Source organism: Actinomycetospora sp. C-140 (assembly GCF_054796175.1).
The window spans coordinates 1-24,167 of sequence record NZ_JBTWNF010000007.1 but is presented as its reverse complement, the minus strand read 5'-3'; the positions used below and the strand labels follow the sequence as shown (position 1 = coordinate 24,167).

The window sequence follows — 24,167 nt, the reverse complement described above, 5'->3', positions numbered from 1 at the left end:
GAGACGCCATGACCACCACCGACTCCTTCGACCCCCTCGCCGGCGGCCCGCTGGCCGAGGTCCGCGACGGCCTCACCGGCGTCCGCGCGTCCGGGTGCCCCGTCCACCGCGTCGCGCCCGGCCTCGGCTTCGTCGGGCACCACGAGCTGGTCCGCGAGGTCCTGCTCGACCCCACGACGCACAGCAACCAGGGCAACTTCGTGCTCGACGGCGACGACACCGGCGAGCCGCCGCCCGCGTTGATCACCCAGAGCGACCCGCCCGAGCACACGGCCCTGCGCGCGCTCCTGCGCCCCGGCTTCGCGCGGAAGGCGATCACCGAGGCGTCGCCGTGGGTCCGGGAGTTCGCCGACGAGCTGATCGACGCCCTGCCCGCCGGCGGGCCGGCGGACCTCGTCGGCGACGTGGCGCTGCCGCTGACCGCGCGGGTGATCGCCCGGCTGGTCGGGGTGCCGCCGGAGGACTCCGACGAGCTGGCGCGGCTGTCGCTCGCGATCACCGCGATCCTGCCCGCGAGCTTCGTCGGCACCGACGAGTGGCGCCGTCTCGAGGAGTACTTCACGGCGGCGGCCCGCGAGCGCCGCGCGGTGCCCGAACCACCGGACGACCTCGTCACGCGGCTGGCGCTGGGCAGCGTCGACGGGCGGGCGCTGAGCGAGAAGGAGGTCGCGTTCCACGCCTGGCAGCTCTTCGTCGCCGGGCTGGAGAGCACCGCGTACACGATCGGCGCGACGCTCTGGGCGCTCCTGTCCGACCGCAGCCGGTGGGAGCGGCTGCTCGCGGACCGGGAGACGGAGCGCAGCGGAGCTCGACCAGCAGGGACGAGCTCGCTGCTCGACGAGGCCCGCGAGGAGGGCCTGCGGTACGCGTCGGCGATCCGCTGGGTGCTGCGCACGGTCACGACGGACACCGACGTCCGCGGGGACGGGCTGGCCGCCGGCGACCGCGTGATCGTCGGGCTGGAGTCGGCGAACATGGACACCGCGGTGTTCGGCGACGACGCCGGCACCTTCGTCCTCGGGCGTCCCACGGCGCGACGCCACGTCTCGTTCGGCCACGGCGTGCACCTCTGCCTCGGCGCGGAGCTGTCCCGCATCGAGATCTCGACGGCACTGGGCGCGCTGCTGGACCGTCTGCCGACGCTCGCGCTGGCGCCCGGGGCGAGCTACGACGACGTCACGAGCCCGATGTTCTGCGGGCCGCAGCGGGTGGACGTCGTGTGGTGACCGTCCGGCGAGCCGGGGACGGCGCCCCCCGCCGGTATCGTCGCCGCCCATGAGCCAGGCGAACGGCCGGGGATCGGCACGGCGCGAGCTCGTCGAGGCCCAGATCTACGAGCAGGCGACCCGGCTGTTCGCCGAGCGCGGGTTCGCGGGCACGAGCCTGCAGGACATCGCGGACGCCATGGGCATGACCCGCCCGGCGCTGTACTACTACGTCAAGAACAAGGACCAGATCCTCGCCCAACTCGTCACCGAGATCACCGAGGGGCCGGCCGACGCGGCGGCCGGGATCGCCGCCGAGGACCTCGGCGCCACCGAGAAGCTGCGGCGGCTGGTCCACCTCATCGCGTCCCGCCAGGCCCACCACGCGGCGCGGTTCCGGCTGGTCATCCGCTCCGAGTCTGAGCTGCCGCCGGAGCTCGCCGCGGCGCACGAGACGGCGAAGCGCCGGGTGCTCGACGGGTTCGTCTGCGTCATCGACCAGGGCGTGCGCAGCGGCGAGTTCCGGCCCCGCGCGGTGCGCACCACGGCGCTCGGGCTCATCGGCATGTGCAACTGGATCGCCTGGTGGTTTCACCCCGGCGGGGCGCAGTCCGCCGACGAGGTGGCCGACCAGATGGCGGAGATGGCGGTCGCGCTCGTCGCCCAGTCCCCGGACCGCACCCCGGCGAGCCCCCGTCCCGACGACCCGGCGGCCGCGCTCTCGCTCCTGCGCCAGGACCTCGACTACCTCGAGCACGTCATCTCCGGCTCGTCGGGATCGTCGAAAGATTGACGCTCGCGTCGAAGACGGCGTAACCTCGCGGCCATGACGCTCGAGCACAAGGTCCGCGGCGTGGACCACGCCGCCTTCCCGACCTTCGACCCCGCGGGCACCGTGCGCTTCTACCGCGACGTGCTCGGCTTCCCGGTCGTCCACTCGATCTGCGCGGCGGGGTGGGGCCCGGAGGACCACCCGGACTTCATCCACTTCTTCTTCGACATCGGCAACGACGACCGTATCGCGTTCTTCTACTACTTCGGCCTCGAGCCGCAGCACGCGCACGAGCGGGGCGACGTCTACGCGGGCTTCGGCCCGGAGGTCCCGGAGTTCTTCGTGCGGTCGCGCCACCTGGCGATCCACGTGGACGACCAGGACGACCTGCTGGAGTACCGGCGCCGCCTCGACGACTCGGCGTGGCCGGTCGAGATGCAGATCCAGCACGAGACCATCGAGTCGATCTACACCCACGACCCCAACGGCTACATGGTCGAGCTCACCCGCGCGATGCGCCCCGTGACGCCGCAGGAGGACCTCGACGCCAACCTGACGATCGACGCCCTCCTCGACGTCGTCGCCGAGCCGGAGCCGAGCTTCGGCAAGCTCCTCGCGCGCAAGGCCGAGCTGATCGTCGAGCGGGCGGCCGACTGGGAGTCGGCCCAGCAGGAGCTGAGCACGCCGTGACCGCGCTCTACGTCCTCGACGTCCCCGAGAACACGACGGTCGCCAAGGTCGCCGGCGAGGACCCCGGGGTCACCGTCGGGAAGGTCGGCCCGTACTTCGAGATCACGGCCGACGGCGCGATCGTCGTCGACCGTCGCGCGACCGGCTGCCGGCACGCGGTCTGGTACTCGTGCGTCGCCGGCGTGTCCGGGGGCAGCATCACGCAGCACGACAAGGACGCGCTGCGGGTCGACCCGGCATGAGCAGCCCGACCACGCAGCGGCTCGGCGCGGGCCGGTACGTCGCGGTCGACGAGCGCCCCGCCGCCACCGTCACGAGCGTCCACGAGCTGACCACCGCCGACGGCGCGACGGTCCGCGGGGTGCTGGCCACGGTGCCGGGCGCCCGCACGGTCGTCGTCCTCATGCACCCGCGCCAGGACGTCACCCACCACGCGCTGGTGCCGCACCTGCTGGCCGCCGGCGCCGCGGTGTGGACCCAGCACACCCGGTCGGTGAACAACGACCTCACCCTCGTGCACGAGCAGGCGCTGCTCGACGTCGCCGCGGGCCTGGGCTTCCTGCGCGAGCGCGGCTTCGACGCGATCGTGCCGCTCGGGCACTCCGGCGGCGGGACGCTGTTCGCCTTCTACCTCGAGCAGGCCGGGCTCGCGCCCGCCGACCGGATCGCCACGACGCCCGGCGGCCGCCCGACGACGCTCGCCGACGCCGAGCTGCCGGGCGTCGACGGCGTCGTGTTCCTCGCCCCTCATCCCGGGCAGGGCCGGCTGCTGCTCGGCTGCATCGACCCCTCGGTGGCCGACGAGCAGGACCCACTGGCCGCGGTGCCCGCGATCGACCCGTACGACCCGGCGAACGGGTTCGCCGAGCCGCCCGCGAGCTCGGCGTACGCCCCGGACTTCCTCGCGCGCTACCGCGCCGCCCAGCGCGACCGCGTCGCGCGCCTCGACGCCCACGCCCGCGAGCTGCTCGCCCGCACCGCCGAGGCCCGCGCGGCCCACCGGAGGACCGGCGCGGCGGCCGACCGCCGGCGCGCGCTGGCGCCGCAGATCCTCACCGTGTACCGCACGGACGCCGACCCGCGCACCGTCGACCTCTCGCTCGACCCGAGCGACCGGCCGTACGGCTCGCTGTTCGGCGCGCGGCCCGACCTCATCAACTACGGCCAGGTCGGCTTCGGGCGCCTCACGACGCCGGAGGCGTGGCTGTCGACGTGGTCCGGGCTCTCGTCGAACGCCGACTTCGTGCGCTGCGCGCCCGGCGTCACCGTGCCGACGCTGTTCGTGGAGCTCACCGGCGACCAGGCCGCGTTCCCCGCCGACTCCCGCCGCATGGTGGGCGCGCTCGGCGCCGCCGACCTGACCCACGTCGCCGTGCGCGGCACCCACTTCGGCGGGGCCGTGGCGAGCGGCGAACCGACCGGCAACGAGCTGGCCGCCGAGCGGATCGGGCGCTGGCTCGGCGACCGGCACGAGCTCGCGCCGCCCGCCCGCTGACCGCGCCGGCGCGGCCGGGCGTCCCGCGTTCGTCCCACCCGTCACTCCGGCCACCGGCCGCACACCCCGGCCACCGACGGATGTCGTCGTCTCGTCGTGACGTGCCCGTCACCGCGGTTGCCCCTGCTCGTCGGAGGGAATTCGCTGGGTGATCCGGCGACCGCGGACCGCGACCAACACCTCGGCGTGCCCGTCGTCGGGAATCACGACGCCGAAGGGGTCCCCCGTGCTGGACGAACGCGAGCAGCGCATCCTGGCCGACATCGAGCGGGAGATCGAGGTCAGCGATCCCTCGCTGGCCCGCATGGCCCGTCCCAAAGACGACCGCCGGTCCTACTGGTGGTCGGTCGCTGCGCTCGTCGTCGGCGCGGTGCTCGGCGTGGCGATCGCCGCGCTGGGCCCGGTCGGCCACGGGCTCCTGCTGATCGTCGTCTCCGCGGTGCCGATGGTGCTCTGGCACTGGCGTCGGCCGGGGTCGGACCACCCCTGGCCGTCGGTGTTCCGCACCCGCCGCGACCACTAGCGCACTGGCGCGCGGCGTCAGCCCGCACCGTCAGCCCGCACCGTCTCGCTCCCATCGCGCGTCGAGCACGCCGTCGCGGTAGGTGGTCAGGCGTTCGGCGACGTCGCGGGCGTCCGGGAGGGCGTCGCGGTCGATGGCGACGGTCGGCGGATCGATAGCACCCGGCACCAGGTGGGCCCGTGGCTCCCGCTGCGGCAGGCCCGCGTCGGTGGTGTCCAGGCCCTGGGGATCGACGGCGGCCCGCGCGGCCGCGTCCCCGGGATCGGCGGGCGACGTCCAGCGCGTGGGCTCGCGGCCGAACTCGGAGAGGTCGGCGAACCAGGCCGACACCTGGTCGTAGATCGGTTCGAGCGACCCCGAGGCGCGGTGGACCCCCTCGGTGCGCGGCCCGCCGGGCGGCGCGTCCCCGATGCGCGGCGTCGGGATCCACGGGCGCGAGCGGATCGGCTGGTGGATGCGGGCGAGGAGCTCGGTGAGCTCGCCGGCCTCGTAGTCGAACACGGTGACGACGGGCAGCCGGAACCGGCGGACACGGCATCGGACCTCCTCGGGCAGGTCGGAGAATCGCAGCCCGTGCAGTCGCGCCACCTCGCCGTGGGTCGGGGTGGTGCCGCCGTCGCAGGCCAGGTCGTCGTGGAAGAAGCGCGCGATGGTGATGAGCCGCTCGTGGCCGTCGAGGACGACCTCCGGCGCGCCCGGTGGGGCGCCCGCCACGTGCACCGCCGGCACCGACCAGTTCCGCAGGATCGAGTCGATGAGCCGCTGCTGGTGCGCCCGGCCCCAGCTGCGGAACGGCGGGCGGTCGGGGCGGTGGTCCAGCTCGCGGCGGTCGATGCGCGCCACGAGCAGCTCGAGCTCCAGCTCAGTGCGTTCGACGTACATCGTGGCCTCCCTCCGTCGGTGGCGGGCGCGACGGCGGTCCCGGGGTGTGGCCGTCCGGGTCGTCGAGGTGCGTGCGGGACGTGAGGTCCGGGGGAGTCGGCAGCGGCGCGCCCGCGACCAGCGAGTACACGGCGATGCCCGCGGCGGTGAGCAGGTCGCCGGCCAGCAGCACGAGGGTCAGCCGCGAGCGGCGGCGGTCGGAGCGGGGGGACACGCGCACGTCGGTCACCGCGTCCGACTCAGGGCGTGAGCGCCAGGGCGTGCTCGACCAGCGAGACGAGCATCGCCTTCGCCGAGCCGCGCCGGCGCGCGTCGCAGGTCAACAAGGGGGTCGAGGCGGGGAGCTCCATCGCCTCCCGGATGTCGGCGTCGTCGAAGCGTCGCGCGCCGTCGAAGGCGTTGAGCGCGACCAGGTAGGGGAGCCGCCGGTCCTCGAAGAAGTCCATCGGCGCGAAGCACGCGTCGAGCCGCCGGGTGTCGGCGAGCAGGACCGCGCCGATGGCCCCGCGCACGAGGTCGTCCCACATGAACCAGAACCGCTCCTGCCCGGGGGTGCCGAACAGGTAGAGCACCAGGTCCGAGGTCAGCGAGATCCGGCCGAAGTCCATGGCCACCGTCGTGGTGGCCTTGTCGCCGGCCAGGGAGAGGTCGTCGTGGGGCGCGGAGGCCTCGGTCATCACCGCCTCGGTGACCAGCGGGTCGATCTCGGAGACCGCGCCGACGAAGGTGGTCTTGCCGACGCCGAACCCGCCGGCGACCACGATCTTCGCCGACGCCGGGGCGCTCTCAGAGTCGCTGGAGTCCATCGAGCACCCTCTCCAGCAGCGCGCGGTCGGGGCGGTCGGCCGTCGCCCCGTGGAGGACGACGAGCCCCGCCCCCGCCATGTCGTCGAGCAGCACGCGGACCACGCCGAGCGGCAGCGCCGCGCGGGCCGACACCTCCGCCACCGAGATCGGGCGCAGGCACAGCTCGCAGATCGTCCGTCGCTCCCCGGACAGGGTGCGCAGCTCGGCGGCCCGGTCCGTGTGCACGAGGGTCTCGAGCGCGAGCGCGACCCGGGTGCGGGTGCGCCCGCCGGTGATCGCGTACGGCCGGACCCGCGCCGGTCGGCCGCCCGGGGCGCTCACGGCGACGACGACGCCCCGAGCTCCCCGAGCTCACGGCGCACCTCGGGGGTGAGGGCCTTGCCCACCCGGTCGGCCAGCAGGGTCATCTCGTAGCCGACGAGGCCACGGTCGCACCCGGGGGTCGCGAGCGCCACGAGGCTGGAGCCGTCGCGGACCGTCATGAGCAGCACGACGCCCTGCTGCATCTCCACGACGGTCTGAACGACGCCGCCCGCGTCGAAGCAGCGCGCCGCGCCGCCGGCGAGGCTGACCAGGCCGGACGCGACCGCCGCGAGCTGCCCCGCGCGCTCGTGCGGGAGGTGCCGGGAGCGGGTCAGCAGCAGCCCGTCGGCCGACACGACGACGGCGTGGGCGACGCCGGGCACCGAGTCGACGAAGTGCTCGACGAGCCAGGAGAACCGCTGCATCGGGTCGGTGGTGGTCATCGTGGCCGCCCGGCGGTCTCGTCGTCGCGGACCGGCAGGCCCTCGGGATCGGTGTCGACCTCGCGGCGGCCCCGGTGCGTCCCGGCCTGGAACGAGCCCATCCGCGCGCGCAGGGCGCCGGCGTCGACCGTCCGCCGCGGCTCCGGGACGTCGGCCCCGACCGCGCCGGGCACCAGCTCCTCGCCGCGGCGGCGCCGCGGCAGCCCGGCCTCGGTGTGCTCGCGCTCGGGAGCCACGTCCCGCGCGGCCTCGCGCGCCGCGACGGCGTCCCACCCCTCGTCCGCGGTCGACCACCAGACGGAGCCCTCGGGGACGGTCTCCTCGCGCGGGGTCGGGATCGCGCCGTCGCTGCCGTGGTCCCCGTTCTCCCGGAACCAGGCCGAGCACATCTCCTGGTAGATCGGCTCGAGGACGCCGTCGTCGGCGGCCGGGTCGGCCGGGAGGTCGTCAGCCGTCCCGTCGCGGGTCCCGTCGCCGTCGATCGAGGCCGTGGGAGCGGTCACGGGGTCGGGCTCCGCGTCGGCCGTCTCCTGCGGCGCCCGCGGGGACAGGGCCCGCACCAGCAGCGTGGGCGGGACCTGCACGACCGCCGTGAGCCCGGCGTCCTCACCCGCCACCAGCCCGGCCACGATGTCGTGGCGGCGCGCGAGCGCACCGACCACGAACAGGCCCATCTGGCGGGGCACCGAGGCGTCGAGGAGCACGGCCCGCTCGAGGCGGGAGTTCGCGTCGGCCAGGTCCTCGGCGTCCATGCCGATGCCCTCGTCGGTGATCTCGATGATGAGGCCGCCGTCGGGGGCCCGGGAGCCGCTGACCACGACCGGTGTCTCCGGGGACGAGTAGGTGGTCGCGTTGTCCATGAGCTCGGCGAGCAGGTGGGTGAGGTCGTCGGCCGGGCCGCCGGGGAGGTGGACGCCGGGCATCGGGCGCACCTCGATGCGCCGGTAGTCCTCGATCTCGGCGACCGCCGCCCGGACGAGGTCGACGGCCGGGACCGGCTCGGACGTGCCGCGGGCCGGCGCGGAGCCGCCGAGGACGAGCAGGTTCTCGCCGTTGCGGCGCATGCGCGTGGCGAGGTGGTCGAGCGCGAACAGCTCGGCGAGGACGTCCGGGTCCTCCTCGCGGCCCTCGAGGGTGTCGATGAGGGTGAGCTGGCGCTCGACCAGGCTCTGGGAGCGCCGCGAGAGGTTGACGAACAGGGCGTTGAGGTTGGTGCGCAGCCGGGCCTGCTCGCCGGCGAGCCGGACCGCCTCGCGGTGGACCGTGTCGAACGCCCGCGCGACCTCGCCGACCTCCTCGTCGGTGTCGATGGCGACCGGGGCGATCTCGTCCTCGCCGTCCTCGGGGACACCGTCCACGTTCTCGAGCCGGTGCACCGCCGCCGGGAGCCTGCGCTCGGCGATGTCGAGCGCCGAGAACCGCAACCGTCGCAGCGGCGTGATCAGCGACGCGGCGATCGCCACGGCCAGCACGACCGCGAGGACCACACCGAGCGCCACGAGGAGCCCGACGACCACCGCCGCGGTGGTGGCCTCCGCGACGAGCCGGTCGGCCGTCGTCCGCAGCTCGTCGAGCATGCCGGTCTCGACGGTGCGCAGGGCCTCGCGCGTGGCTCCGGCGGCCCGGTCCCAGGCCCCGGGGTCGGCGGCGAGCGGCTGGCTGGCCGCGTCCCGGAGCAGCGTGGTCTGCAGGATGCGGACGCGCTGGTCGACGTCCGGCCCGGCCACGGTGTCGTCGAAGGCCTGGACCTGCGCCGGGGTGGCGCCGGCCTCGAACTCCGCGGTGGCGGCGGTCTGCTCGGCGTCGGCGCTGCGCAGCTCCCCGGCGTCGTCGGCGGACAGCGCGCCCGTGGTCGCACCGAGCAGGAGCACGGCGTGCTGGATCTCCGCCTGCTCCTTCGCGCGGCCCAGCGCCGCCAGCGCGGTGGCCGGACGCACGACCGCGGTCTGTCCCGCGGCCCCGGCGATGTCGCGGTCGAGGGCCAGCAGCGGCTCGATGAGACCCGTGTAGGCCGTGATCACGCTCGAGGCGGGGTAGCGCGACGCGATCGCCGTGCTGCGCAGGGCCCCGAGGCCGTCGAGGCGGGCGAGGGCCACGCCGTAGCGGTACTGCACGCCGGGGTCGAGGTCCGCGACGGCGGGGCCGGCGGCACGCAGCGCGGCGACGTCGGCGTCGACACGGTCGGCGGTGATGTCCAGCGGCGCGCGGTCCCCGCGGCGGTCGCCGGCGACGTACGCCGCGGTCTGGCTGCGCTCGACCTGGAGGTCGTCGACCAGCGCCGCGACGGTGCCGTCCACCCGGGTGCCCGCCGCGACCTGGGCGAGTGCCGTGCGCTCGGCGATCTGGCCGCGCACGACCACCGCGGCCAGGACGAGCGCCAGCACCAGCGGGACGAGGACCGCCGCGACGACCTTGGTGGCGACCCTCCACCGGCGCGGCGACCGGGCCTCCCGGACGGAGGCCCACCACCCACGCGGCGACGACTCCCGCTCGGGGCGCGGAGCCCCGGGCGCGTCGAACTCGGACACGGACGATCCCCCAACCGCCGGATGTCGAATGATGATCGGACGCCGCACGGAACGATTCCGTCACGGCCCGGATGAAGCGATCTGCGCATTCGCGTCGCGTCCGAGTGGCGCTGGTTGCCTCTCCGACTCCGCGACCATCTGTGACATTGCCGTAGCGGACGTTAGCTTGTTCGTGAGAGACATGACACCCGAACGCGACTCTCCCGACGCTGATTACGACGAAGAGGGGATCGGGTAGCGCGGTGTTCTCACCCGAAAGGTTGTTGATTGTGCGCGACAGGACCAGTTCATGGGCCGCGCGGCGGGGGCGGTCGACAATTCTCCGCATACTGACGGTCATCGCTCTGCTGGGTCTCACCGCGTGCAGCGCCCTCGGGGGACCGAGCTCCGGGGGAGATCCGCAGTCCGGCGGGCTGGAGCGGCCCACCCTGCGGGTCGGCATGCTGACGATCGTCGACACGGCCTCGTTCTACCTCGCCCAACAGCGGGGGTTCTTCCGCGACGAGGGCCTGACCGTCGAGCCCGTGACCGCCCAGGGCGGCGCCGCCTCGATCCCGGGGCTCGTCGGCGGGAGTCTCGACGTCGCTTTCGGCAACTACGTCTCGTTCTTCCTGGCCGAGAGCCAGGGCGTCGGCCGGTTCCGACTGATCTCGGACGGATATCAGGCCGCGCCGAACACCTTTCTCCTCCTTGCTCGCCCGGACGGGTCCGTCCGCACTCCGCGGGATCTGGCCGGACGACGAGTCGCTGTCAACACATACCGCAACATCGTGGAACTGAACGCACGATCTGCCCTCCAAACGAACGGCGTCGATCTCACGTCCGTGCAATTCGTGGAGGTCCCGTTCCCGGACATGGCGGCGGCTCTGCAGTCCGGGCGCGTCGACGCGGCCGCGATGGTCGAGCCGTTCATCACCTCGGCCGAGCGCACGATCGGCGCGGTCCCGGTGCTGGACACGGCGTCCGGCCCCACCGCCGACATCCCGGTCGCCGGCTACGGCACGACCGAGGAGTTCGCCCGCCAGAACCCGCGCACGGTCGCCGCCTTCCAGCGCGCGATGGCCCGCGGCCAGGAGGCGGCCTCGGACCGGCGCAACGTCGAGCAGATCCTCCCGACCTACGTCCGGATCGACCAGTCGACGGCGTCACTGATCAACCTGGGCACCTTCCCGCGGTCCCTCGACGCGACGCGGCTGCAGCGGGTCGGCGACCTGATGCTGCAGTTCGGGCTCGTGCCCACCCGCGTCGACGTGCAGCCGCTCCTGGCGACGAACTGACGTGGGGGTGAACCCGGCCGCCGAGCGGCGCCGCGCCACCACGATCGTGGTGCGTGGCGCCGTCGGGCTGCTCGCCTTCCTGGCCGTCGGCGAGGTCATCGGGCGGTCCGGGCTGGTGGCGCCGGAACTGCTCCCGCCCTCCTCGGTGGTCCTCGCGCGACTGGCGGAGATCGTGGGCGACCCGGCCTTCCGGGCCGACGTCGTCGCGACGGTCCTCGCGTGGGTGATCAGCATCGGGCTCGCGCTGGCGATCGCGCTGCCGGCCGGCCTGCTGCTCGGCAGCGTGCCCGGTGTCCGCACCGCGACCCGGGCCCTCGTCGAGTTCCTGCGCCCGATCCCGTCGGTGGCCCTCATCCCGCTCGCGGTCGTCCTCATCGGGCAGGGGCCCGGCAGCAAGATCGCGCTCGCGGTCTACGCCGCGGTCTGGCCGATCATGTTCAACACGATCTACGCCGTCGCCGAGGTCGACCCGGTGCTGCGGGAGACCGCCGCGGTCTTCCGTGTCGGGCGCGGCCGGTTCGTCGCGCGGGTGCTGCTGCCGGCCGTCGCGCCGTTCGTGCTCACCGGCGTGCGGCTCGCCGCGGCGATCGCCCTCATCCTGCTCGTCTCCACCGAGCTGCTCGTAGGGGGTGCCCGGGGGATCGGGGAGTTCATCACGCAGGCGGGCTCCGGGGGCGGGCGCATGGACCTGGTCCTGGCCGCCACGGTCGTCGCGGGCCTCGTCGGGCTGGGGGCCAACGCGCTCTGTACGGCGGTGCGACGGCGCTGGCTGTCCTGGAGCGACGTCGCGTGAGCGCCCGCCTGCGCCGGGCGGCGGCGCGCTGGAGCGTGCTCGTCGTCGTGGTGGCGGCCTGGGAGGTCGCGGCGCGGGCGGCGCCGAGCCCCTTCTTCCCGCCGCCGTCCGCGATCGCCGGCGCGGGGTGGCAGGCATGGTTCTCGGGGCCGTGGTTCCTCACCGAGGAGGCCCGCACCGATGTGCTGCCGAGCCTCGCCCGCCTGCTCGGCGGGTGGGCGCTCGCCGCGTGCGCCGGCGTCGCCCTCGGGCTCGCCATCGGGCGGTCGCGGCGTACGAGCGACTACGTCGCGCCGCTGCTGGCGTTCGGCCGCGCGGTGCCGCCGCCGGTGCTGGCGCCGGTGTTCCTCATCCTGTTCGCCGTCGGCACGCCGATGCAGCTCGCCACGATCGTCGTCGGGGTGGTGTGGCCGGTGCTGCTCAACACCGCGGACGGCGCCCGCGACGTGGACCCGGTCAAGATCGACGTGGCCGTCGTCCACCGCGTCGCCGGCCTGCGGCGGCTCCGCGAGGTGATCCTGCCCGCGGCGGCGCCGCGCATCCTCGCCGGCCTGCGGGTGAGCCTGTCCCTCGCGCTGATCCTCATGGTCGTCTCGGAGCTCGTCGCCTCCACCGACGGGCTCGGCCACCGGCTCGTCGTCGCACAGCGCTCGTTCGACTTCACCGCGATGTGGGCGGCGATCGTCCTGCTCGGCGTCCTCGGCTACGCGCTCAACGCGGCCCTGCTCGGGGTCGAGCGACGGGTGCTCGTGTGGACACGCTGATCACCGGGGGAGGGCGCGTGGCGCCGATGCTGGAGGTCCGCGACCTCGTCGTGGACTACGGGGACGGCACGCGGGTGCTCGACGGCCTCGCGCTCACCGTCGCGCAGGACGAGGTGGTGTGCCTGCTCGGCCCCTCCGGGTGCGGCAAGTCGACGCTGCTGCGCACGGTCGCGGGCCTGCGACCGCCCGACGGGGGCACGGTCCGGGTGCGCGGCCGGCCGGTGGACGGTGTCCCGGACGGGCTGGCGGTGGTGTTCCAGGACTACGGGCGCTCGCTCATGCCCTGGTCGACGGTCGCCGGCAACGTCGCCTTCGGCCTGCCGCGCGACCTCGACCGGCCCACCCGCGCCGCCCGCGTCCGGGAGGCGCTGGGCTCGGTGGGCCTCGCCGACGTCGCCGACCGCCGGCCCGGGCAGCTCTCCGGCGGGATGGCGCAGCGGGTCGCGATCGCCCGGGCCCTGGCCTGCCGCCCCACCCTGATGCTGATGGACGAGCCCTTCGCGTCGGTCGACGCGCAGACGCGGGCCGACCTCGAGGACCTCCTGCTGCGGGTGCGGCGGGAGTACGGCACCACGGTCCTGCTCGTCACCCACGACATCGACGAGAGCGTCTACCTCGGCGACCGCGTGCTCGTCCTGTCGCCGCGCCCGGCGGCGGTGGTCGACGACCTCACCGTCGACCTCCCGTCACCGCGCGACCAGATCACGACCCGCGAGGACGACGGCTTCGTGCGGCTGCGCACGCGCGCGGCGGAACGGCTGCGGTACCCGGACGGCGCCCCCGAGACCCCGCGCGCCTAGGGCTCCCGGCGGGCGCCCCACCCGGCGAGGAGCGCCGCCGCGGCGTCCTCGGCCAGCGCGCCGGGCAGGTCGGTGCCGAGGCGTGCGTGCGCGAGGCCCCGCAGCCGCATCCCGCCGACGGCCGCGCCCAGTGCGGCGCCGACCGCGACCAGGGCCCCGGGCCCGACCTCGCACCCGTCGCGGTGCGCCGCGGCGCCGGCCGACGTCGCGGCGAGCCCGAGTCGCGGGGCCAGGCCGGCGGGGTCGGTCCGCGGGGGGACGGCGGGGTGCTTGTCGGCGGCCGCCTCGCCGAGGGCGGCGAGCACCGCGGCGCCGCGGACGGACCGGCCGCGCGCGCCGCGCAGGGCCAGCGCCGTGACCCCGAACGTGCTGCGTGCACCCGTGGCCGCACCCAGGGCCGCGGCGCGCGCGAGCGTCCCGGCGGTCGCCGGGCGCGGGGCGCGCTCCGGGTGCTCGGCGCGCTCGCGGTCGTCGGCGCGGTACGTCGCCGCGAGCGTCGCGTGCGTGGTGAGGCCGTAGGCCAGGTGCGGGACGACGTCGGCGGCCCAGTCCGCGGTGGCCCACCGGCGCGGGTCGGTGAGCTCCAGTCGGGCGGCCGGGAGGTCCGAGGCCAGCATCGCCGCCGCGCCGAGCAGGGGGCCGCCGACGACCGCCGGCAGTCGGACGCCGGTGCTGCGCAGGACGCCCGCGACGCCGCCGACGGCCAGGCCGGTGGCGGTGCCGGCGAGTCCGCCCAGCCCCTCGAGGCGGTGGCGGCGGGCCCGGCGCCCGCCGGGGATCGCCACGTCGGCGCGGTCGGCGAGGGCGGCGACGGCCTCGGTGGGCGTCCCGCTCGCCGGCCGGGCGCGCAGCGCCATGTCGGCCTGGGTCGCGACGTTCAGCGCGGTCGTCCCGGCGGCCCCGGCGGCCGTGCCGCGCAGGAGCCCGCTCAGCAGTGATGCCATCGCGGCGGACTACCCGACGAGCGGTCGGTGGACGCCCCTGAGAGCGCGTTCGGCCGTTCGGAGTACGGCGGCGTGCGGCTCACCGTGCGCCATCCGCCGTTGATCTCCGTGGTCCGGCCGTCGTTCTCAGGTCCGGGCGATCGACGGGGTGATCATCCCTAGCGTCGCCCGCGTGTCGAAGCGCGCGAGACGGACCCTGTGGTCGGCGGCCTTCGCCCTGCTGCTGCTCGGGCCCCCGGCGGCGTACCTGGCGCGGGAGGGGGTCGACCCCGGCAAGCTCCTGGGCCTCGCGATCGTCCTGTCCGGGATCGTCGCCTCCGTCGCGATGGTCCTCGCGACGATCGGGGCCTCGCGGATCCGGGCGCTGACCACGGCGATCGGGATCGACCGCGTGATGAGCGGGCACCGGTGGCTGGGCGTCGCCGCGTTCGCGCTCGTGGTCGTCCACCTCGTCGTGGCGATCGTGCGGAGCCCGAAGCTGCTGAACCCGCTCGCCTCGTCGCTCGCCATCCAGTTCGGGTGGCTCGCCTTCGTCGGCATGATCGTGCTGTCGGTCGCCGCGGCGTGGGGGCGGCGGCGCGGGACCCGCTACGAGTGGTGGGCGCGCCTGCACGTGGTCGGGGCGGCGCTGGCCCTGGCGCTCGCCGGCCTGCACATCGTCTGGCTCGGCGACCTGCTCGAGGATCCGGTGATGCGGGTCGTCTGTTCCGTGCTCGCCGCCGCGCTGCTGGTGGTGCTCGCCCGCCGGTGGGTGTGGCAGCCGCTGTTCTCGCAGCGCGGGGCCTACGTCGTGTACGGCGTCCGCGACGAGGGTGGCGACGTCGCGACCCTGGCGCTGACCCCGGTGTTCCGGCGGCGGGCGCTGCGCTTCGCGCCCGGGCAGTTCGTGTGGCTGCGGCTGCACCGCCGGGTGGTCGGCGTGCAGGAGCACCCGTTCACGATCGCGTCGAGCGCCGAGCTCACCGACCGCCTCGAGCTGACCATCCGGGCCAGCGGCGACTTCAGCCGGGCCCTCGCGCGGATGCAGCCGGGCCGCAAGGTCTGGCTCGACGGCCCGCACGGCAGCTTCACCCCGGACACCCCGGAGCGCGTCGACGGTCTCGTGCTCATCGCCGGCGGCGTCGGCATCACGCCGATGATGAGCATGCTGCGCACCCTCGCCGAGCGCGGCGACCGGCGCCTGCACCGCCTCGTCCTCGCCGAGCGCCCCGACCAGCCGCTGTTCGGTCCCGAGCTCGAGGTGCTCTCGCGGCGCCTGGAGCTCGACGTCCTGCGCACCGCCGGGCGCCGCGTCGACGCCGACCTGCTCGCCGGAGCCCTGCCCCGCGCTCGCGGCCGCCTCGAGTACTACGTGTGCGGGCCGCCAGGACTGCTGTCCGGATCGCTCGCGGCCCTCGAGGAGCTCGGAGTCCCGCCCGCGCGCATCCACAGCGAGCAGTTCGGGTGGACGGGACCGCTGCCGGTGACACCGCCGACCTCGCCCTCCCCGGCGGCGTCGACGGGTGACGTGCCCCGCCCGCGCCGCCCGCGGACCGGCCCCGTGCCGACGCCGTCCTCGGCACAGGCGCGCACCGCCCAGTCGCCGGCCGACCGGTTCCCGACCCATCCGTCCATCCCGCTGCCGGCGGTGGACGCGACCCCCGACCGGCGGGAGCGCGCCGGCGGCGGCGTCAGACGGCGATCGGCGGCGGGTCGGGGCGCAGGGCGCTGAGGAGGCGCTCGACGGCCGTGTCGAGGCGGTGCTCGGCGTCCCGGTCGCCGAGGCGCCGCGCGGCGAGCCCGCGCCCCGCCTCGTGCCGCAGCGCGTCCGCGGCGACGAGGGCCCGTGCCCGGCCGCCGGCGACGACGTCGGCGACGGTCCCGCGCCGGCGCCGTGCCCGTCGCACCGCCGCCACGCCGGGGTGCAGGGAGCCGAGGTGCTCGGTGGGCAGCGCGTGCACCGGTACCCCGTACCGCTCCGCGAGCGCGCGGCGCACGTCCGCGCCGAGGGGCCTGAGGTACGGGCCGGTCCGCCCGCGGAACGTCGCGCGACGGGAGGCCGACGCCATGGCGTCGAGCACCCCGGGCCGCGTCTCGCCGGCCGGGACGAACAGCACCAGGGGGTACGCCCGCGCGGCACGCCAGCCCCCGCTGCCCTCGACCACGCGGCCCCAGAGGGCGGTGCACCCGACGACCGCGGGAGCACCGACGTACCCGGCGACCGCGTCGAGGTCGGCCGCGGCGTAGAGGCCGCAGGTGCAGTGCCAGGTGGGCGGCTCGCGGCACCCGGCCGGGCACGTCGCCGTGACCGCGCGCCGCGGCGACCAGGCCAGCGGGCGCAGTGGCGAGACGAGGAGCGGCCCGTCGTGGTCCTCTCCCAGGTGCCAGAGCCGCCACCCCGCGACGGGGCTCGCGAGGTCCGGCGCCTCGCTCACGCGTCGGCGGCCGTCGGCTCCGGACGGGTCGGCTCGTCCGCCGTCCCCGACCGCGGGGTGGGCCGCGGCGCGGGCGCGGGCACGTCGGCGAACCGGTCCGGGAAGTCGCCGTCGGGCACCGGATCGACGATCGGCTCGACGTTCAGGATGCGGACCTGCTCACCGATGTTCATGCGTTCGCCTTCCGTCCGGTCCCCGACCAGCCCGCCCGCCGTCGTGGTGGCGTGTCTCTCACTCGGATGGGTGAACACCCGACTGTACGCCACCCTCGTCGAGGGCGGTCCACCAGTCCACGACCTGCTCGCGGTGCACCAGGGCGATCTCCGGCTGGTCGGCGACGTGGGCGAGGAAGTCGCGCACGGCCGCCGCCCGGGCGGCCTGGCCGCTCCAGCGCGGGTGCAGGCCCACGCTCATCAGCCGGGCCCCGGCGCCGTGGCGGGCCTCGTCGACGAGGAAGTCCGCGGCACCGATCAGCGTCTCCGCGAAGTGCCGCGGGGTCGCGTAGGTCGGCGGGAGGAAGTAGCGCGTGTCGTTGTGGACCTTGGTGTAGGGCACGACGAGCCAGCGCCGGCCGTCGACCTCGGTCCAGTAGGGCAGCTCGTCGTTGACGGCGTCGCTGTCGTAGTCGAGATCGGGGTGCGCGGCCGCGAGCCGGCGGGTCCGCTCGCTGGGGAACGACCGGACGTACCAACCCCGGACGGGCCGGCCGATCAGCTCGGGCAGCACGCGCATCGCCTGTTCGAGGTCGTCGCGCTCCTCGTCCTCGGTCATGCCGGTCACCTCGGCCCAGCGGTAGCCGTGGCCCATCACGTCGTGCCCGCTGGCGCGCAGCCACGCGGCGAACGGCGGGTTGCGCTCGAGGGCCCGCGCGCAGACGCCGAACGTCACCGGTGCGTCGTACCGCTCGAACAGCCGCACCAGGCGCCAGATGCCGACGCGGCTGCCGAACTCGAAGTGCCCCTCGGTGCCGAGGTCGCGGACGGCCGGGTCGATCGGGATCGCGTACTCGCCCCACGCATCGTTGCCCTCGCCGTCGGGCCACGCCGCCTCCGCGCCCTCCTCGACGTTGACGACGATGTTGACGGCCACCCGCGCGCCGTTCGGCCACCGCTCGAGAGGGGCGGCCCGGCCGCGTCCGACGAAATCGCGCTCCATGGGGACACCTTCCCGGCTCAGAGCCCGAGGAGGTTGACGGGCAGGAGGACGGTGAACGCGACGAGGAACCCGGCGAGCGTGCAGGGGAGGAGGACCGCCGCGCACCGCACCCAGGACGTGCCCCAGAACCAGGCCCAGACGCGGGCGAGGTACACGTACATCGGCACGGCGAGCAGGAGCAGGAGGAACGGCCCGACCACGGGTAGTACGCCCAGCGCCATGCCCGGGTAGGTGAACCCGAGGGTCAGGCAGAGGAAGGCGAGGAACTCGCGGCTCGTGCGGCGGGCCGGTGCGATCCGGCGCATCCAGCGGTAGTAGAGCGAGTACGTCGTGCCCCAGGCCAGGAACGGGACGACCGCGGCGAGCACCACGCGGGTGAACTCGTTCTGCCCGAGACCGTCGCTGCCGGCGGACGCGAGGCAGATGAAGTACAGGCCGGCGCTGATCTCGAAGAACTTCACGGCGTCGCTGAGGCGGCCGAGCCGGAAGCCCCGCAGCGTCTCCGGGTACGGCGCCTTGAGCATGGTCCAGAACAGCACCGCCCACCGCCGGAGGGCGCCGAGCTTGAGGAACGTCTCGGCGACGAGGTGGGTCGGGCTCGCCGTCGACCCCATGGGCCAGCCGCAGCGGCTGCAGAACTCGCCGCGGTCGACGGCTCCGCAGCTGTCGCAGGTCGCCGGCGCGATCGGCGCGGCCGGGCGCCAGACCCCCGTGCTCCCGTTGCCCGGGGCGGGCGCGGCGTGCCGGGGCGGGCCCCAGACGGGGCGGGCGGCGAACGGCATGCCGCCCGCCGGGACGGTGGGGTGGTCGCGGTGGGCGTACACGGTCGGTCCTCCTCGTCGTGTGTCGGTCGACACGACGTGGACGACGGGACGGCAGCCACCCGGTGCAGGCCGCCCCGATTCACACCCGAACCGAGGCCCGTGTGGCACTGCGTCACCGGCTACCGAGCAGTCGGGTGATGCGTCACGGAACCGACGTCCTCCGGACGGCCCACGCCACGCAGGCGACCCTCGAGACGCGCGGCTGCCGCGAGCAGAGCATCGGCCCACTTCGGGCCCGGACGGCGGCCGATGCGGTCCACCGGCCCGGACACCGAGACCGCGGCGACGACGCCGCCGTCGGGCGCGCGGACGGGCGCGGAGACGCTCGCGACGCCGGCCTCGCGCTCGGCGACGCTCTGCGCCCAGCCGCGACGCCGGACCTCGTCGAGCACCGGCTCGCCGAACGTGGAGGGCTCGCGCGACCAGGCGGCGAGCACCTTGGCCCCGGACCCGGCCGCCATCGACACCCGCACGCCGACCGGCACGGTGTCGCGCAGCCCGCTCGCCGGCTCCGCGGCCGCGACGCACACGCGCAGTGTCGGGTCCGAGTCGTCGCGGCGGTAGAGCTGGATGCTCTCGCCGGTGAGGTCGCGCAGCCCGGGCAGGACCTCCTCGGCGGCCGCGAGCAGCGGGTCGCCGTGGCCGTGGGCGAGCTCGCCGAGCGCGGGCCCGGGGCGCCAGCGGCCGTCGGCGTCGCGGGTCAGCAGCCGGTGGGACTCGAGGCCGACGGCGAGCCGGTGCGCGGTGGCGCGGGGCAGCCCGGTGCGCTCGCAGAGCTCGCTGAGCGCGCACGGGGTGGCGGCCGCCGCCCGGAGGACGACCACCGCCTTGTCGAGCACGCCGATACCGCTACTCTGTCCCACAGGACGACATCGTAGTCCCAGGATGTGGGAAAGAGGCAGAGCAGTGGGACGCACACTCGCGGAGAAGGTCTGGGACCAGCACGTGGTCCGGCACGGGGAGGGTCAAGAGCCCGATCTCCTCTACATCGACCTCCACCTCGTGCACGAGGTGACGAGCCCGCAGGCGTTCGACGGCCTGCGCCTGGCCGGCCGCCCCGTGCGCCGCACCGACCTCACCGTCGCCACCGAGGACCACAACGTCCCGACCCGCGACCTCCACCTGCCCATCGCCGACGAGACCTCGGCGACCCAGGTGTCGACCCTGCGGAAGAACTGCGAGGAGTTCGGGGTCCGCCTGTTCCCCATGGGCACCGAGAACCAGGGGATCGTGCACATGATCGGCCCCGAGCAGGGGCTGACCCAGCCGGGCACGACCGTGGTCTGCGGCGACTCGCACACCTCCACCCACGGGGCCTTCGGGGCGCTCGCCTTCGGCATCGGCACCTCCGAGGTCGAGCACGTGATGGCCACCCAGACGCTGCCGCTGCGGCCGTTCAGGACGATGGCCATCGAGATCTCCGGCTCGCTGCGCCCCGGCGTGACCAGCAAGGACGTCATCCTCGCGGTGATCGCCCAGATCGGCACCGGCGGGGGCGCGGGCTACGTGCTCGAGTACCGCGGCGAGGCCGTGCGCGAGATGTCGATGGAAGCCCGCATGACCATGTGCAACATGTCGATCGAGGCCGGCGGCCGGGCGGGCATGGTCGCGCCCGACGAGACGACGTTCGAGTACCTGATGGGCCGCCCGCACGCCCCGCAGGGCGAGATGTGGGACGCCGCCGTCGCGGCGTGGCGCGAGCTGCGCACCGACGACGACGCCGAGTTCGACACCGTCGTCCACATCGACGCCGACGCGCTGACCCCGTTCGTCACGTGGGGCACCAACCCCGGCCAGGGCCTGCCGCTCGGCGAGACCGTGCCCGACCCCGCGACGATGAATGACGACGACGCGGCCGCCACGCGCAAGGCGCTGCACTACATGGCCCTCGAGCCCGGCACCAAGCTGCGCGACATCGCCGTCGACGTCGTCTTCCTCGGGTCGTGCACCAACGCGCGCATCGAGGACCTGCGCGCGGCCGCCGACGTCCTGCGCGGCCACCACGTCGCCGACGACGTGCAGATGCTCGTCGTCCCCGGGTCCATGCACGTCAAGGCGCAGGCGGAGGCCGAGGGCCTGGACGCCGTGTTCACCGAGGCCGGCGCGGAGTGGCGCTCGGCGGGCTGCTCGATGTGCCTCGGCATGAACCCCGACCAGCTCTCCCCGGGGCAGCGCTGCGCGTCGACGTCGAACCGCAACTTCGAGGGCCGCCAGGGCAAGGGCGGGCGCACGCACCTCGTGTCGCCGCTCGTCGCCGCGGCCACGGCCGTGCGCGGCACCCTCTCCTCGCCCGAGGACCTCACGCCCACCACGCTGCAGTTCGCCTGAGGAGACCGGGAATGGACGCCTTCACCACCCACACCGGCATCGGCACGCCGCTGCGCGTGTCGAACGTCGACACCGACCAGATCATCCCGGCCGTCTACCTCAAGCGGGTCACGCGCACGGGCTTCGAGGACGGCCTGTTCGCGACATGGCGGTCCGACCCGCAGTTCGTCCTCAACGTCGAGCCGTTCTCGCGCGGCAGCGTGCTGGTCGCGGGCTCCGACTTCGGCACCGGCTCCTCGCGCGAGCACGCCGTCTGGGCATTGATGGACTACGGCTTCCGCGTCGTGATCTCCTCGCGCTTCGGCGAGATCTTCAAGGGCAACTCGTCGAAGGCCGGGCTGCTCGCCGCGACCGTCGAGCAGTCCGACGTCGAGCTGCTGTGGAAGAAGATCGAGGAGCGGCCGGGCCTCGAGCTGACCGTCGACCTCGAGGCGAAGACGGTGACCGCCGACGACCTCGTCGTGCGGTTCACCGTCGACGACTACACGCGCTGGCGGCTGATGGAGGGCCTCGACGACATCGGCCTGACGATGCGCCACGCCGACGACATCGACGCCTACGAGGCGACGCGCCCGGCGCACAAGCCCGTGACGATCTGAGGTCTACCAGGGAATCGACCCGGCGTCCTCGAAGTAGCCGCCGGTCGGCCCGTCGTCGGGGATCTGCGCGAGCTTCACGGCGATCGCGGCGCCCTGCTCCGGCGTGCGCACGCCGTGGAACCCGTTGAGGTCGGTGGCGACGTAGCCCGGGCAGGCCAGATTGATCTTGATGTTCGTGTCCGCCAGTTCCCGCACGTACTGCACCGTGACGGCGTTGAGGTAGGTCTTCGTGGGGGAGTAGCCGGCGGCGATCGGGCCGGCGCCGGTCCCCGCGCTCTGGCGGGCCAGCGACCCGACGCTCGACGACATGGTGACGATCCGCGGGTGGGCCGAGCGGCGCAGCAGCGGCAGCATCGCGTTGGTGACCCGGACGACGCCGTAGACGTTGACCTCGACGGCCTCGCGCATCGTGTCGATGCTGATCCGCGTCGGCTCCTGGGGCGCGCCGCCGGTGATGCCGGCGTTGTTGACCAGCACGTCGAGCCGGTCCAGCGAGGCCGCCGCCGCCGCGACGCTCGCGTCGTCGGTGACGTCCAGCGGCACGCCGAACGCGTCCGCGCCGCCGGCCCGCAGCTTCGCGACGGCCTCCTCGCGGCGGGTGTCGTCGCGCGCGCCGACGCCGACCCGCCATCCGAGCGCCCCGAGCCCCGCCGCGATCTCGTAGCCGATGCCCTTGTTCGCCCCGGTGACCAGGGCGGTGGTCTTCTCGTCGCTCATGGCATCGATCATCTGCCCGCCCGTGGAGCACCGTCCAAGACCGTCTCGGTGCTCGCCGATACCCCAGCGGTATCACTGAAGCGGTATCAAGGACGGGTGGAGACGCGGGAGCTGAGGTACTTCGTCGCGGTCGCCGAGGAGCGGCACTTCGGGCGGGCGGCCGAGCGTCTCGGCATCGCCCAGCCGCCGCTCTCGCGGGCGATCCAGCAGCTCGAGCGGCGCGTCGGGGCCCGGTTGCTCGACCGCACCACCCGCGAGGTGGCGCTCACCGAGGCGGGGTCGGTGCTGCTGGCCGAGGGCCGGGCCGCGCTGGATGCGGTCGAGGCCGCCGAGCGCCGCGCCCGCCGCGCCCACGACGGCGCGGGGCTGGTGCTCGTCTCCAAGGCGGGGGCGTCGGAGGAGCTGCTGGCCAAGCTGCTCGACGCCTACGCGGCGGAGCCGGGGGCGGTCGAGGTCGACGTGCAGCTGTGCGGGCCCGCGCAGCAGGAGCGGTTCCTGCGCGACGGGCGCGCCGACGTCGCGCTGCTGCACCGTCCCTTCGACGCGACGGCGGGCTTCGACGCCGAGGACCTCACCACCGAGGGCCAGTCGCTGTTCGTCCCGGCCGGGCACCCGCTCTCCGCCCGCGCCGAGCTGCGGATGGCCGACGTCGCCGACCTGCCGCTGCCGCGCTGGCCGCTGCCCGACGGCGGCTACCCCGACGGGCCGGGTCCCCGGGTCCGCGACAGCGCGCAGCTGCGCCAGCTCGTCTCCCTCGGGCGTGCCGTCGCCGTGCTGCCCGACTCCGCCCGTCACGGGCTGGCCGACGACGTCGTCGCGGTGCGGCTGGCCGACGCCCCGATGGTCACCACCGTCATCGCGTGGCCGGCGCACAGCCGGTCGCGGGCCCTGGCCGACCTGGTCCGCGTCGCGGGCCGCCTCTGACTTCTTAGGGTCTCCTAAGTTGCGGGGGTAGGGTCGGGGCCATGGCTGCTCCCGACACCCAGGCCCCCGCCCGCCGATCCAAGGGCGGTCCCGGCCACCGGTTGCGCGTGCTGCGCTCCGAGCGGCTGACCCCGCACCTGGTGCGGGTCGTCCTCGGCGGCCCCGGCCTCGACGGCATCGTCGACAACGGCTGCACCGACAAGTACGTCAAGCTCGCCTTCCCGCGGCCCGGCGTGGCGTACCCGACGCCGTTCGACGTCGCCGCCATCCGCGAGTCGATGCCGCGCGAGGACTGGCCGATCGTGCGCACCTACACCGTCCGGTCGCTCGACCACGCCGCGGGCGAGATGGCGATCGACTTCGTCGTCCACGGCGACACCGGCATCGCGGGCCCGTGGGCGCTCGCCGCGGCGCCGGGCGACGAGATCACGCTGATGGGCCCCGGTGGTGCCTTCCGGCCCTCGCCCGAGGCCGACGCGCACGTCCTCGTCGGCGACGAGGCCGCGCTGCCCGCGATCGCGGCCGCCCTCGAGCGCGTCGCGCCGGGCGTCCCCGTCCACGCGTGGGTGCAGGTCGACGGGCCCGACGACGAGCTCGCCCTGCCGACCGCCGCGGACCTGTCGCTGCGCTGGCTCCACCGCGACGCGGGCGAGGACCTCGTCGACGCGGTGAAGGCCGCCGACTGGCCGGCCGGCGTCGTGCACGCGTTCGTCCACGGCGAGACCGGCGACGTCAAGGCGCTGCGCGGCCACCTGCTCGACGAGCGTGGGCTGGACCGCGCGTGGCTCTCGATCTCGGGGTACTGGCGCCGGGGTGCCGACGAGGACACGTTCCAGGCGGAGAAGCGGGCCGAGGTGCGCTGACGCGCATGTGAGCAGTTTCGCGTGCTCCAGCACTCCGAAGTGCTCACATGCGCGCTAGCTGTACCCGGCCGTCACGTTGGTGACAGGCGTGTGGTCGGGGCTCGGCCGCGGCAGGCG

Annotated in this window: 28 protein-coding genes; 15 read left to right on the top strand and 13 right to left on the bottom strand. The window is 75.0% G+C overall.

Annotation, left to right across the window (positions count from 1 at the left end; all coding sequences use genetic code 11):
• Nucleotides 1-8 precede the first annotated feature (8 nt).
• From ACR9E3_RS13375 to ACR9E3_RS13350, 6 genes are all read left to right on the top strand, one after another.
• Complete coding sequence (locus ACR9E3_RS13375; protein WP_460380768.1) at nucleotides 9-1,226, top strand: cytochrome P450; 1,218 nt, start codon at nucleotides 9-11, stop codon at nucleotides 1,224-1,226.
• Nucleotides 1,227-1,275: 49 nt separating this feature from the next.
• Nucleotides 1,276-1,998 carry a TetR/AcrR family transcriptional regulator gene (locus tag ACR9E3_RS13370; protein WP_460380767.1) on the top strand — a complete coding sequence of 241 codons (723 nt, stop codon included), beginning with the start codon at nucleotides 1,276-1,278 and terminating at the stop codon, nucleotides 1,996-1,998.
• Nucleotides 1,999-2,031: 33 nt separating this feature from the next.
• Nucleotides 2,032-2,667 carry a VOC family protein gene (locus tag ACR9E3_RS13365; RefSeq protein ID WP_460380766.1) on the top strand — a complete coding sequence of 212 codons (636 nt, stop codon included), beginning with the start codon at nucleotides 2,032-2,034 and terminating at the stop codon, nucleotides 2,665-2,667.
• Nucleotides 2,664-2,909 carry a hypothetical protein gene (locus ACR9E3_RS13360; protein WP_460380765.1) on the top strand — a complete coding sequence of 82 codons (246 nt, stop codon included), beginning with the start codon at nucleotides 2,664-2,666 and terminating at the stop codon, nucleotides 2,907-2,909. Before ACR9E3_RS13365 ends, ACR9E3_RS13360 begins: the two co-directional genes overlap by 4 nt.
• Entirely contained in the window at nucleotides 2,906-4,162 is a 1,257-nt protein-coding gene (locus tag ACR9E3_RS13355; RefSeq protein WP_460380764.1) for an alpha/beta fold hydrolase, read from the top strand. Before ACR9E3_RS13360 ends, ACR9E3_RS13355 begins: the two co-directional genes overlap by 4 nt.
• Nucleotides 4,163-4,388: 226 nt before the next feature.
• On the top strand, nucleotides 4,389-4,685 hold the full coding sequence (locus tag ACR9E3_RS13350) for a DUF3040 domain-containing protein (RefSeq protein ID WP_285658183.1): 297 nt from the start codon (nucleotides 4,389-4,391) through the stop codon (nucleotides 4,683-4,685).
• 30 nt (nucleotides 4,686-4,715) lie between these two features.
• Here ACR9E3_RS13350 and ACR9E3_RS13345 read toward each other — a convergent pair whose 3' ends face one another.
• From ACR9E3_RS13345 to ACR9E3_RS13320, 6 genes are read right to left on the bottom strand one after another with little or no spacing between them, the layout of a single operon-like run.
• Complete coding sequence (locus ACR9E3_RS13345) at nucleotides 4,716-5,567, bottom strand: DUF262 domain-containing protein (protein WP_460380763.1); 852 nt, start codon at nucleotides 5,565-5,567, stop codon at nucleotides 4,716-4,718.
• Nucleotides 5,548-5,787: a hypothetical protein gene (locus tag ACR9E3_RS13340; protein WP_460380762.1), complete on the bottom strand. Its 240-nt coding sequence runs from the start codon at nucleotides 5,785-5,787 to the stop codon at nucleotides 5,548-5,550. Before ACR9E3_RS13340 ends, ACR9E3_RS13345 begins: the two co-directional genes overlap by 20 nt.
• Before the next feature lie 19 nt (nucleotides 5,788-5,806).
• On the bottom strand, nucleotides 5,807-6,373 hold the full coding sequence (locus ACR9E3_RS13335) for a GTP-binding protein (RefSeq protein WP_460380761.1): 567 nt from the start codon (nucleotides 6,371-6,373) through the stop codon (nucleotides 5,807-5,809).
• Nucleotides 6,354-6,695 (bottom strand): DUF742 domain-containing protein, encoded by a 342-nt coding sequence (locus ACR9E3_RS13330; RefSeq protein ID WP_460380760.1) that lies wholly within the window; start codon nucleotides 6,693-6,695, stop codon nucleotides 6,354-6,356. Before ACR9E3_RS13330 ends, ACR9E3_RS13335 begins: the two co-directional genes overlap by 20 nt.
• Nucleotides 6,692-7,120: a roadblock/LC7 domain-containing protein gene (locus ACR9E3_RS13325; RefSeq protein WP_285658176.1), complete on the bottom strand. Its 429-nt coding sequence runs from the start codon at nucleotides 7,118-7,120 to the stop codon at nucleotides 6,692-6,694. Before ACR9E3_RS13325 ends, ACR9E3_RS13330 begins: the two co-directional genes overlap by 4 nt.
• Complete coding sequence (locus ACR9E3_RS13320; RefSeq protein WP_460380759.1) at nucleotides 7,117-9,648, bottom strand: sensor histidine kinase; 2,532 nt, start codon at nucleotides 9,646-9,648, stop codon at nucleotides 7,117-7,119. Before ACR9E3_RS13320 ends, ACR9E3_RS13325 begins: the two co-directional genes overlap by 4 nt.
• A gap of 242 nt (nucleotides 9,649-9,890) precedes the next feature.
• Between ACR9E3_RS13320 and ACR9E3_RS13315 the strand changes: the two genes are divergently transcribed.
• Genes ACR9E3_RS13315 through ACR9E3_RS13300 form a run of 4 tightly spaced genes read left to right on the top strand, consistent with a single transcriptional unit; the run spans nucleotide 9,891 to nucleotide 13,282 of the window.
• The gene (locus ACR9E3_RS13315) at nucleotides 9,891-10,925 is read left to right on the top strand and encodes an ABC transporter substrate-binding protein (RefSeq protein WP_460380758.1); all 1,035 of its coding nucleotides are present in this window, start codon (nucleotides 9,891-9,893) and stop codon (nucleotides 10,923-10,925) included.
• A 1-nt stretch (nucleotide 10,926) separates the two neighbouring features.
• Nucleotides 10,927-11,718: an ABC transporter permease gene (locus ACR9E3_RS13310; RefSeq protein ID WP_460380756.1), complete on the top strand. Its 792-nt coding sequence runs from the start codon at nucleotides 10,927-10,929 to the stop codon at nucleotides 11,716-11,718.
• Nucleotides 11,715-12,482, top strand: coding sequence for an ABC transporter permease (locus ACR9E3_RS13305; RefSeq protein WP_460380755.1), 768 nt, complete (start codon nucleotides 11,715-11,717; stop codon nucleotides 12,480-12,482). The genes ACR9E3_RS13310 and ACR9E3_RS13305 overlap by 4 nt, the downstream gene beginning before the upstream one ends.
• 26 nt (nucleotides 12,483-12,508) lie before the next feature.
• Complete coding sequence (locus tag ACR9E3_RS13300) at nucleotides 12,509-13,282, top strand: ABC transporter ATP-binding protein (protein WP_460381006.1); 774 nt, start codon at nucleotides 12,509-12,511, stop codon at nucleotides 13,280-13,282.
• Here the strand turns inward: ACR9E3_RS13300 and ACR9E3_RS13295 are convergent.
• On the bottom strand, nucleotides 13,279-14,226 hold the full coding sequence (locus ACR9E3_RS13295) for a hypothetical protein (RefSeq protein WP_460380754.1): 948 nt from the start codon (nucleotides 14,224-14,226) through the stop codon (nucleotides 13,279-13,281). The genes ACR9E3_RS13300 and ACR9E3_RS13295 overlap by 4 nt on opposite strands.
• Nucleotides 14,227-14,398: 172 nt before the next feature.
• Between ACR9E3_RS13295 and ACR9E3_RS13290 the strand changes: the two genes are divergently transcribed.
• The gene (locus tag ACR9E3_RS13290) at nucleotides 14,399-15,937 is read left to right on the top strand and encodes a ferredoxin reductase family protein (protein WP_460380753.1); all 1,539 of its coding nucleotides are present in this window, start codon (nucleotides 14,399-14,401) and stop codon (nucleotides 15,935-15,937) included.
• Here the strand turns inward: ACR9E3_RS13290 and ACR9E3_RS13285 are convergent.
• The 5 genes from ACR9E3_RS13285 to ACR9E3_RS13265 all read right to left on the bottom strand — a co-directional run bounded on the left by ACR9E3_RS13285 (nucleotide 15,897) and on the right by ACR9E3_RS13265 (nucleotide 19,482).
• Entirely contained in the window at nucleotides 15,897-16,640 is a 744-nt protein-coding gene (locus ACR9E3_RS13285; protein WP_460380752.1) for a hypothetical protein, read from the bottom strand. The two genes, ACR9E3_RS13290 and ACR9E3_RS13285, sit on opposite strands and share 41 nt — an antisense overlap.
• Nucleotides 16,637-16,813 carry a hypothetical protein gene (locus tag ACR9E3_RS13280; protein ID WP_285658157.1) on the bottom strand — a complete coding sequence of 59 codons (177 nt, stop codon included), beginning with the start codon at nucleotides 16,811-16,813 and terminating at the stop codon, nucleotides 16,637-16,639. Before ACR9E3_RS13280 ends, ACR9E3_RS13285 begins: the two co-directional genes overlap by 4 nt.
• A 58-nt stretch (nucleotides 16,814-16,871) precedes the next feature.
• Entirely contained in the window at nucleotides 16,872-17,795 is a 924-nt protein-coding gene (locus ACR9E3_RS13275; protein ID WP_460380751.1) for a polysaccharide deacetylase family protein, read from the bottom strand.
• A 17-nt stretch (nucleotides 17,796-17,812) separates the two neighbouring features.
• Entirely contained in the window at nucleotides 17,813-18,619 is an 807-nt protein-coding gene (locus ACR9E3_RS13270) for a hypothetical protein (RefSeq protein ID WP_460380750.1), read from the bottom strand.
• Nucleotides 18,620-18,738: 119 nt separating this feature from the next.
• Nucleotides 18,739-19,482, bottom strand: a complete 744-nt coding sequence (locus ACR9E3_RS13265) for an IclR family transcriptional regulator (RefSeq protein ID WP_460380749.1) — start codon at nucleotides 19,480-19,482, stop codon at nucleotides 18,739-18,741.
• Between the two features lie 43 nt (nucleotides 19,483-19,525).
• Here ACR9E3_RS13265 and leuC point away from each other — a divergent pair, with 43 nt between their 5' ends.
• The gene (gene leuC / locus ACR9E3_RS13260) at nucleotides 19,526-20,947 is read left to right on the top strand and encodes a 3-isopropylmalate dehydratase large subunit (RefSeq protein ID WP_460380748.1); all 1,422 of its coding nucleotides are present in this window, start codon (nucleotides 19,526-19,528) and stop codon (nucleotides 20,945-20,947) included.
• 11 nt (nucleotides 20,948-20,958) lie between these two features.
• Nucleotides 20,959-21,546: a 3-isopropylmalate dehydratase small subunit gene (leuD, locus tag ACR9E3_RS13255; RefSeq protein WP_460380747.1), complete on the top strand. Its 588-nt coding sequence runs from the start codon at nucleotides 20,959-20,961 to the stop codon at nucleotides 21,544-21,546.
• Nucleotides 21,547-21,549: 3 nt separating this feature from the next.
• On the opposite strand, the gene ACR9E3_RS13250 is transcribed toward leuD, so the two are convergent.
• Nucleotides 21,550-22,263 (bottom strand): SDR family NAD(P)-dependent oxidoreductase, encoded by a 714-nt coding sequence (locus ACR9E3_RS13250; protein WP_460380746.1) that lies wholly within the window; start codon nucleotides 22,261-22,263, stop codon nucleotides 21,550-21,552.
• Nucleotides 22,264-22,359: 96 nt separating this feature from the next.
• On the opposite strand from ACR9E3_RS13250, the gene ACR9E3_RS13245 reads away from it, so the two are divergent.
• Together ACR9E3_RS13245 and ACR9E3_RS13240 are read left to right on the top strand one after the other, a co-directional pair.
• Nucleotides 22,360-23,187, top strand: coding sequence for a LysR family transcriptional regulator (locus ACR9E3_RS13245; protein ID WP_460380745.1), 828 nt, complete (start codon nucleotides 22,360-22,362; stop codon nucleotides 23,185-23,187).
• Nucleotides 23,188-23,228: 41 nt separating this feature from the next.
• The gene (locus ACR9E3_RS13240) at nucleotides 23,229-24,050 is read left to right on the top strand and encodes a siderophore-interacting protein (RefSeq protein ID WP_460380744.1); all 822 of its coding nucleotides are present in this window, start codon (nucleotides 23,229-23,231) and stop codon (nucleotides 24,048-24,050) included.
• Nucleotides 24,051-24,167 lie beyond the last annotated feature (117 nt).

Bases quoted from the DNA above. Each gene is read 5' to 3' on its own strand.
- ACR9E3_RS13280 (WP_285658157.1), bottom strand. From the start codon at position 16,813: ATGAACATCGGTGAGCAGGTCCGCATCCTGAACGTCGAGCCGATCGTC.
- ACR9E3_RS13370 (WP_460380767.1), top strand. From the start codon at position 1,276: ATGAGCCAGGCGAACGGCCGGGGATCGGCACGGCGCGAGCTCGTCGAG.
- ACR9E3_RS13325 (WP_285658176.1), bottom strand. From the start codon at position 7,120: ATGACCACCACCGACCCGATGCAGCGGTTCTCCTGGCTCGTCGAGCAC.
- leuD (WP_460380747.1), top strand. From the start codon at position 20,959: ATGGACGCCTTCACCACCCACACCGGCATCGGCACGCCGCTGCGCGTG.
- ACR9E3_RS13250 (WP_460380746.1), bottom strand. From the start codon at position 22,263: ATGAGCGACGAGAAGACCACCGCCCTGGTCACCGGGGCGAACAAGGGC.
- ACR9E3_RS13365 (WP_460380766.1), top strand. From the start codon at position 2,032: ATGACGCTCGAGCACAAGGTCCGCGGCGTGGACCACGCCGCCTTCCCG.
- ACR9E3_RS13275 (WP_460380751.1), bottom strand. From the start codon at position 17,795: ATGGAGCGCGATTTCGTCGGACGCGGCCGGGCCGCCCCTCTCGAGCGG.
- ACR9E3_RS13300 (WP_460381006.1), top strand. From the start codon at position 12,509: ATGCTGGAGGTCCGCGACCTCGTCGTGGACTACGGGGACGGCACGCGG.
- ACR9E3_RS13355 (WP_460380764.1), top strand. From the start codon at position 2,906: ATGAGCAGCCCGACCACGCAGCGGCTCGGCGCGGGCCGGTACGTCGCG.
- ACR9E3_RS13375 (WP_460380768.1), top strand. From the start codon at position 9: ATGACCACCACCGACTCCTTCGACCCCCTCGCCGGCGGCCCGCTGGCC.
- ACR9E3_RS13345 (WP_460380763.1), bottom strand. From the start codon at position 5,567: ATGTACGTCGAACGCACTGAGCTGGAGCTCGAGCTGCTCGTGGCGCGC.
- ACR9E3_RS13295 (WP_460380754.1), bottom strand. From the start codon at position 14,226: ATGGCATCACTGCTGAGCGGGCTCCTGCGCGGCACGGCCGCCGGGGCC.
- ACR9E3_RS13335 (WP_460380761.1), bottom strand. From the start codon at position 6,373: ATGGACTCCAGCGACTCTGAGAGCGCCCCGGCGTCGGCGAAGATCGTG.
- ACR9E3_RS13240 (WP_460380744.1), top strand. From the start codon at position 23,229: ATGGCTGCTCCCGACACCCAGGCCCCCGCCCGCCGATCCAAGGGCGGT.